The sequence below is a fragment of the Candidatus Chlorobium masyuteum genome (assembly GCF_011601315.1).
Classification (GTDB): Bacteria; Bacteroidota; Chlorobiia; order Chlorobiales; family Chlorobiaceae; genus Chlorobium; species Chlorobium masyuteum.
Map to the genome: position 1 here is coordinate 1 of NZ_JAAORA010000012.1, position 9,202 is coordinate 9,202.

2 protein-coding genes are annotated in these 9,202 nt (G+C 53.7%); both read left to right on the plus strand.

Going from position 1 to position 9,202, the window contains the following annotated elements; all coding sequences use genetic code 11:
- A partial coding sequence (locus G9409_RS11875; RefSeq protein ID WP_208019733.1) for a beta strand repeat-containing protein occupies positions 1-5,204 on the plus strand: 5,204 nt, incomplete at its 5' end.
- A 733-nt stretch (positions 5,205-5,937) separates the two neighbouring features.
- On the plus strand, positions 5,938-9,202 hold a 3,265-nt coding region (locus G9409_RS12175), incomplete at its 3' end, for a two-partner secretion domain-containing protein (protein ID WP_166808964.1).

Genomic DNA, 9,202 nt, shown 5'->3' on the forward strand with positions numbered 1-9,202 from the left:
GAACATTGACGAAGGCCGGAGCAGGTGTTCTGACACTCTCGGGAGCGAACAGTTACACCGGAGCGACGAGCGTGAGCGGCGGCACCCTGAAGGCGGGAGTAGCCTCGGTAGCCAATACGAGCGGAGCATTCGGCAATAACTCGGCCATAACACTCTCCAATATTGCGGGAGTTGCGCTTGATATCACGGGCTATGACACGCAGATCGGCTCACTGACCGGCGGCGGCACAACGGGCGGCAATGTGACGCTTGGCGGCGCAACGCTGACGATTGGTGGAAACAACAGCAGCCCGGCGGTTTACGGCGGTGTGTTGTCGGGAACGGGCGGCATAACGAAGATCGGAACAGGCACCCTGACGCTGGGCGGAATCAATACCTATACGGGTCAGACAACAATCACCCTGGGTACGCTTTCGCTTGATGCAACAGGAACGATAGCCCTGAGTTCGGGAGTGTCCAATAACGGTACCTTCACGATAGCCGGAGCCAAGACGATAGACTCGATGACGGGATCCGGAGGAACAACGCTTGGAGCCAATATCCTGACGATAGGCGATGCGACAGGCAGTTCCTCAACCTACTCCGGAGTGCTTTCCGGTACAGGCGGCATCACCAAGGCCGGATCAGGCACGCTGACACTCTCGGGAGCGAACAGTTACACCGGAGCGACGAGCGTGAGTGGCGGCACCCTGAAGGCGGGAGTAGCCTCGGTAGCCAATACGAGCGGAGCATTCGGAAATAACTCGGCCATAACACTCTCCAATACGGCGGGAGTTATGCTTGATATCACGGATAATGATACGCAGATCGGCTCTCTGACCGGCGGCGGCACAACGGGCGGCAATGTGACGCTTGGCGACGAGACGCTGACGATTGGGGGAAACAACAGCAGCCCTGCGGTATACGGCGGTGTGTTGTCGGGAACGGGCGGCATAACGAAGATCGGAACAGGCACTCTGACGCTGGGCGGAATCAATACCTATACGGGTCAGACAACAATCACCCTGGGTACGCTCTCGCTCAATACAACGGGAACGATAGCCCTGAGCTCGGGAGTGTCCAATAACGGTACCTTCACGATAGCCGGAGCCAAGACGATAGATTCGATGACGGGAGCAGGAGGAACAACGCTTGGAGCCAATATCCTGACGATAGGCGATGCGACGGGCAGCTCGTCAACCTACAGTGGAGTGCTCTCCGGCACAGGCGGCATCACCAAGTCGGGAGCAGGCACACTGACGCTCTCGGGAACGAACCTCTATACAGGCCTGACCACCGTCACTGGAGGCACACTGGCTTATGGTGTGACAAATGCGCTTTCATCCGGAGGGGTGACGGTAAGTGGCGGTGGTACGTTGAATCTCGATACGTATTCTGACAGCGTTGGTGCCGTTACGTTGACAGACGGCAGTATAATCGGTTCAGGTGTGTTAACAAGTACATCAGGGTTTACGGTGTCGAATGGTACAGTCAGTGCTGTTCTTGGCGGTGCAGTCACCATGACAAAAACAGGAACAGGCACAGGCACAGTGACGCTGTCGGGAGTGAACACCTATACAGGCGTGACGACGATCAATGCAGGAGTGCTGAGTGTCGGAACAATTGGTAACGGTGGTGTTGCAGGAAATCTCGGAGCCGCAACGAATGCCGCTGCCAATCTGGTTCTTGGCGGAGGAACCCTTCAATATACAGGAGCAACGGCGTCTACCAATCGCGCTTTTACCCTGACGACAGGCACGTCATCAACGATTGATGTTACCGCCAATAACCTGACGATTAGCGGCATAGGAGCCAATACCACCGGAGCCTTGACCAAATCGGGTTCCGGTACGCTGACACTTGGGGCGGCAAATCTCTATACTGGTTTGACCACAATCAGCGGCGGCACACTGGTTTATGGTATAGCCAATGCGCTTGCAAGCGGAGGGGTGACGGTAAGTAGCGGCGCTACGTTGAATCTCGATACGTATTCTGACAGTGTTGGTGCTGTTACTTTGTCTGATGGCAGTATAACCGGTACCGGTACAGCTACCTTGACAAGTACATCAGGGTTTACAGTATCAAATGGTACAGTCAGTGCGAAACTGGCGGGAACAGTTCCTTTGACCAAAACAGGAACAGGCACAGTGACGCTGTCGGGAGTGAATACCTATACAGGCGTGACGACGATCAATGCAGGAGTGCTGAGTGTCGGAACAATTGGTAATGGTGGTGTTGCAGGAAATCTCGGAGCCGCAACCAATGTCGCTGCCAATCTGGTTCTTGGCGGCGGAACCCTGCAATATACTGGATCAACGGCGTCTACCAATCGCGCCTTTACCCTGACGACAGGCACGTCATCAACGATTGATGTTACCGCCAATAACCTGACGATTAGCGGTATAGGAGCCAATACCACCGGAGCCTTGACCAAATCGGGAGCAGGCACGCTGACGCTGTCGGGAGCGAACCTCTTCACAGGTTTGACCACCATCAGCGGCGGTACGCTGGCGTATGGGATAACCAATGCGCTTGCAAGCGGAGGGGTGACGGTCAACGGAAGCGGAGCGGTTCTTGATATCGGGGGATATAGTGATACGGTAGGAGCAGTAACCCTGACCAATGGCGCCATAACCGGCACCACCGGAGTATTGAGCGGCACAGGATATACGGTTTCAGATGGAACGGTCAGTGCGAAACTGGCTGGAGCAGTACTTTTGACCAAAACAGGTACAGGAACAGTAACGCTGTCAGGAGCGAATACCTACAGTGGCGGTACAACCTTGTCCGGCGGAACGCTCTCTCTTGGATCGTCCGGAGCCATCGGGTCGTCAGGAAGCATCAGATTTGATGGAGGGGCTCTGCAGTTCAGCTCTGCCAATACAACTGATTATTCATCACGTTTCAGCAGCGCTGCAAGCCAGGCTTATACTATCGATACCAATGGTCAGGATGTAACTCTCGCCAGTATCCTGAGCAGTAATGGAGGGACGTTGACCAAATCGGGCAGTGGTACACTTACGCTCTCGGGTGCAAATTCCTACACCGGTCTTACCACGGTCAGTGCCGGAACACTGAAGCTCGGAGCTGCGGGTGGTGCAACCAACACCCCGCTTGGTACGACAGATGCCGGAACGGTTGTTTCAAACGGAGCCACGCTCGACCTGAACGGTTTTACACTCGGTACTGCTGAATCCGTGACGATCAACGGAACTGGTGTCGGAGACACGGCAGGGGCTCTGGCCAACAGTTCCACTTCCCCGGTGGTCTACAGCGGTTCGATTATCCTTGGCAGTTCGAGCACTATTGTTTCGAGCGGGAACTTTACGGCAAGCGGGGTTGTGACCGGCACTGCCGGCACGCTTACTCTTGATGCCGGAACCAGCGGCGATATCGTTTTCACCAACACGGTGAATGACTTTTCAACGGTATCGGTAACGCATGCCCGAACTCTTTCGCTCGTTGATTCTAACGCGCTGACCCTCTCCGGTATTCATGCATCCGGAAAGGTTGATGTTGCGACGCTGAGCGGCGACCTGACGGTTACCGGTAATCTCTCCACGACGGATGGCTCGGCAACGGCAATCAGACTGAACGCAGGGAAATCTGCGCTTGCAGGCACGGCAACCGGAGGCAATATCATTATCTCCGGCACTCCGTCGATAACCGTCGGAGCAGCAGGTATTGCATCCTTCTATAGTGGCAGTATCTCCGGAAGTACAGGATTGAGTTCACTTGTCGGGACGGGTACAGGCCGTTTCCGTTACAACAGCGATGAATCGGTATCGAATTACTCGACGGCACTCTCTTCGGGGAAAAACGCTATCTACCGTGAGCAGCCGACAGTTACGGTTAAGGCTGACAATGAAAGTAAAACCTATGGAACGGCACCGTCGCTTACCTACACATTGAGTGGCGAAGCCAATGGCGATACCGATGGAGAGATCTTGTCCGGAGTTGGTATTGGCGTTGGCGGCTCAACTTCTACCTCAGGGAACTACGTTGCCGGTTCGCACGCCCTGACACCGTCCGGAGCAACCAGCCTGCTCGGATATGCACTCTCCTATTCAACCGGCACACTGACGGTCGCACAGAAGGCGTTGACGATAAGCGGTATAACGGCGTCGAACAAGGAGTATGACGGCACGACGGCGGCGACGTTGGTGACGAGCGCTTTGACGAAGACGGGTCTGGTATCGGGAGATGTATTGACGCTCTCTTCGAGCGGCCTCTTCGGAGACAAGAGTGTTGCGACTGGCAAGACGGTGACGCTGAGCAGCACGATCGGCGGAAGCGATACGGCAAACTATGCGATAACCTCCCAGCAAAGTGCGTATGCGGACATTACAAAAGCCAATCTGACGGTGACAGCGACTGATGTAACGAAAAAGTACGGCGAGGTTCCTTCGTTAAGCCGCTTTACGAACAGCACACTGAAGAACAGCGAGACAATAGGGAGCGTAACACTGAAGAGTGCGGGAACGGCAGCCACAGCATCGGTTGCAGGCAGCCCCTACTCAATCGTTGCCTCTGATGCTACGGGAGGCACCTTTTCGCCGGACAACTACACTATCAGCTATGTTGACGGTCAACTGAGGGTTGAAGGCTTATCGCAGACCACGGTTGTTCCGGTCATTTTTCTCCCGACAAGCGGTTTCAGCATCGTTCCGTCAGGAGTATCCATGCTCTTTCCTGCAAGCCCGACACAAAATTTGAGTCTATCGGGGACGGTTTCTTCCGTCTCCTCATCGGGAGGAGAGAGTGTTGCCTCTGTTGATACCCAGACAGGAGCGCTTTCGGAGATGAACGGAGGTGAGGTTTTGACTGCCGGCAGCAGTAACGAAACCGTAAATGCGGCAATGAGTGGAGAGAGTTCAACATCGGATATCAGTCAGGCAAGTCTTCCTCTTTCGGGATTGTCATCAGCAAGCGACACTCCGGCACCTTTTACCGGAGTGATCACTGTTTTTATTGGTGGAAAGCAGGTTCGTCAAACCGCAAAAACGGCGATTCCGCTTCCTGATAAAGTTTTGAAAGGTCTTTCAAAGGGATCGGGTAACGAGAAGGTTACGCTTGATAATGGCTCTCCTCTTCCTTCATGGCTGAAATATGATACCACTACCCGTTCATTCAGGATCATCAGCAAGCCTGACAACTCTTTCAGGATCAAGATCAGGATACAGGATAAAAAGAGGAGCTGGGTAGTGGATCTCTCCAGCTCATGATAATTTGATCATCCATCCGCATATATCCAGCCTTTCGAAAAAATCCTGTTAAATATTATATTCTGTCACTTTATCAGATGTGATATGGACTCCTGATAACATCCCTTGATCCTCATTTTCGCATATACAGACTTTTGTTTGAAAAGAACAATATGAGACAAAAGTGATACATATTTTGCTGCAAAATGTTCAGTCGCATAACGGTGGAAACTTCATGAAATATTTCTGTATTGCAGCCATACTTGATGAGCTGTTAATTCGAGAGATACTCTAAATGCAATAAAATTGGTTATATAAACGCGTCCGCTAATACTTTCTAAATGAGGGGAATATTGTTGGTTTGGGATAAAAACGAATTTCATTATAGCAAATGCCCATTGAAAAATAGAGTGATGTGTTTCTCATTCTGTCTCATATTAGGTTGTTTTTATTGGGTAAGTCTCAAATTGAGACACCCTCTCTGATTCTCCGGACTATTTTTGAAAAGCGAGTGGTTTTATGCGTATAATATGGTCGAATAAATGCGGATAGTGAGTTGTTTCTGTTATTGCTCTCATTGGTACAGTATTTGCAGTGTAAATATGGTCATAAATGATCCGGTTTTCAGGGTTAAATCGGGGAGTATGAGTGATGAGGTTTTATGGCTCATGAACTCAAAGATCATGTTCTCAAGCATATCGAATTCATAGTTAAAGGCATGTTTTTATAGGATGACAGGCGATCATTACCGCACGTGAACAGGATTTTTAATATCATCTGGTCGAAATCGAAGGAGCGGTGGATAGTCGTTTCCGAGAAGGTCAAGACCAATGGCGGTGTCCCAAAATCAAGGCTCAAAAGCCTTGCGGTTCTGCTTGCGCTGTTTGCCTCCGGAGAGCGTGCCTATGCCATTGATCCCGGAGCGCTTCCCTCCGGTGGAGTGATCACCTACGGAGGGGGAAGCATCACCACCAGCAGTACTCAGTTGACCGTGAACCAGTCAACACCGCAGATGATTGCCAACTGGCAGAGCTTCAACATCGGAGCCAATGCCGGAGTGCGTTTTAACCAGCCTAACAGTTCATCGGCAGCTCTTAACCGGATAACCGACCAGAACCCGACGCAGATCATGGGTTCACTCTCGGCCAACGGCCGGGTATTCCTCCTTAACCCCTCAGGCATCATCTTCGGCAGCACAGCGCGGGTAGATGTCGGTGGTCTGGTGGCATCGTCGCTCAATATGCTTGACAGCGACTTCATTGCCGGAAGAAACAAATTCAGCAACAGCGGCACAGCCGGATCAATACTCAATCAGGGTGCTCTTACGGCGATGCCGGGTGGTGTGGTAGCGCTGATTGCCCCTAAAGTAACCAACGAGGGCACTATCACGGCCCCAGGCGGAAGCGTGGCCCTGGCCGCTGGCAATCAGGTCTCTCTTGATTTCCAGGGGGACGGTCTCATCACCCTTACGGTGGATGAGGGCGCAGTTGACGCTCTGGCCGAGAACAAGGGAGTGATCAGGGGTGATGGCGGCATGGTGATCATGACGGCAAAAGCAGCAAATGCGTTGGCCCGATCAGCTGTCAACAACAGCGGAATCATTGAGGCCAGGAGCCTGCAGGCGAAAGATGGCCGTATCATCCTTGATGCCGAAGGAGGCACGGCGACGGTTGCCGGAAGGGTTGATGCATCCTCCACTGACGGAAAGGGCGGCAGGGTTGTAGCAACGGGAGATCGTGTTCTGGTGCAGGATGGCGCACACCTTACTGCATCAGGCGCAACCGGAGGAGGAGAGGTACTGGTTGGGGGAAGCTGGCAGAACAGCGACAGTTCGGTTCGTCAGGCAACCGGTACTATCGTCGAACAGGCTGCCCTGCTTGAAGCGAGTGCCATTGATACCGGTAATGGCGGTACAGTTGTGGCATGGTCTGACGTGACCAACCCGAACTCCGTCACCCGTGCTTACGGCACCTTTGAAGCGAAGGGCGGAGCCAACAGTGGTGACGGAGGGAGAATAGAGACTTCCGGTCACTGGCTTGATACGGCAGGGTCAAAGGGCGGAGCATCCTCGATAAGGGGAGCTGCCGGTCTCTGGCTGTTCGATCCGTATAACGTAACCATTACAACTGCAAGTGCGAACGGCACATGGGGCGGCGCAGATCCTGATATCTGGACACCGGGAGCAACCGGTTCAACAATTATCAATACCGACATAACCGCCCGTCTTGATGCGGGAACCAATGTTACGGTGACCACAACGGGAGGTGGTGCTGAAGCCGGAAATATCACCGTCAGCAGCGCTATCTTGACAGGTACGGCAGCAGGAACACGTACGCTGACGCTGACGTCAGACGGGAGTATAGCTGTAAATGCGGATATCGGCAATTCCTCCGGTACCCTTGATTTTACAATGAATGCCAATGGCGGTTCTATCAGCGGAACCGGAGCTATCAGCGGTACGGGCACCACCACCTTCAATGTCGGAAGCGGCACAGGCATCTACAGCGGCATCATCAGTAAGACCACTCTTGTTAAGTCGGGAGCCGGGACGCTGACGCTGGGGGCAGTTAATACCTACACTGGAGCGACAACGATCAGCGGAGGGACACTGGCGCTTAATGCAACGGGCACCATAGCCTTGAGTTCCGGTGTTTCGAATGAGGGTGTGTTCACGATAGCCGCAGCCAAGACGATCGATTCTATCACGGGATCGGGAAGCACATCTATCGGTGGAGCCTTTGCCCTGACTATTGGTGACGTGAGCAACACCTCTTCAACCTATGCCGGAGCGATTTCCGGCACGGGAGGTATTCTCACCAAAGCCGGCACCGGCACACTGACACTCTCGGGTGCGAACTCCTACACGGGTGCGACCAATATCGGAGCTGGTGTGCTCAGGGCGTCAAACAATACAGCTTTGGGCACGACCGCCGCAGGTACAACGGTCTCCACCGGGGCCGCTCTTGAGCTTGCAGGCGGTATTACGATTGCTGCTGAAACGCTGAGCCTCAACGGAACAGGCATTGCAACAGGCGGTGCGCTCCGAAATATCAGCGGAGATAACAGCTATGCCGGTGCGATCACTCTTGCAGGAAATACCCAGATAAGTTCCGACAGCGGGACGCTTACCCTTGATGTGGCTTCAGGTAATGGCATCACGGGAACAAACAGAACCCTGACGGTAGGCGCCGGTTCTGGCAATGTAACGATAGCCGACCCGATCGTTACCGGTACCGGGGCCGTGACAAAGACAGGCACAGGCACGCTGACCTTATCGGGAGCTAACACCTACACCGGAGCGACCAACGTTAGTGCCGGAACCTTGAGACTTGGTGCAGCAGGAAGCGGTGCAAATACGCCGCTGGGCACAACGGGTGCAGCAACAACGGTTTCGAGTGGAGCAACACTCGATCTGAACGGGTTTACTCTTGCTACAGCCGAAGCGCTGACGTTGAACGGTCTCGGTGTCGGAGGTACTGCCGGAGCCCTGACCAACAGCTCCGGGACAGCGGCAACCTACAGCGGCCTTGTAACGCTCGGAAGTGCAAGCAGTATAGATGCGCAGAACGGCAATATCATTCTCTCCAATACCGGCACGATATCGGGTGCGACCTTCGGATTGACGCTTGGCGGTTCAGCGACAGGAAGCTCTATTGCCAGCATCATCGGTAACACTACCGGCACGCTGACCAAGGTGGAGAGCGGAACATGGACGCTTACGGGTGCGAACACCTATACCGGAGCAACCACCATCAACGAAGGGGGAATCACCCTCAGCGGCGGTGGAACGGTAGCCGGAACGGCGTTTACCGTCAATACGGGAGGTCGTCTGACGCTTGATAATGCAGCAACGAATAACACCAATCGAATCAGCGATACCCTGGCGTTGACGCTCAATGGCGGTGAGTTCGTTTTTAACGGAACGAATGTTGCAGCAACCAATGCCAGTGAATCGACCGGCGCCCTGACGCTTGCTTCCGGAGCATCAATCATCACGCTCAATTCGGGCACTGGCGGGT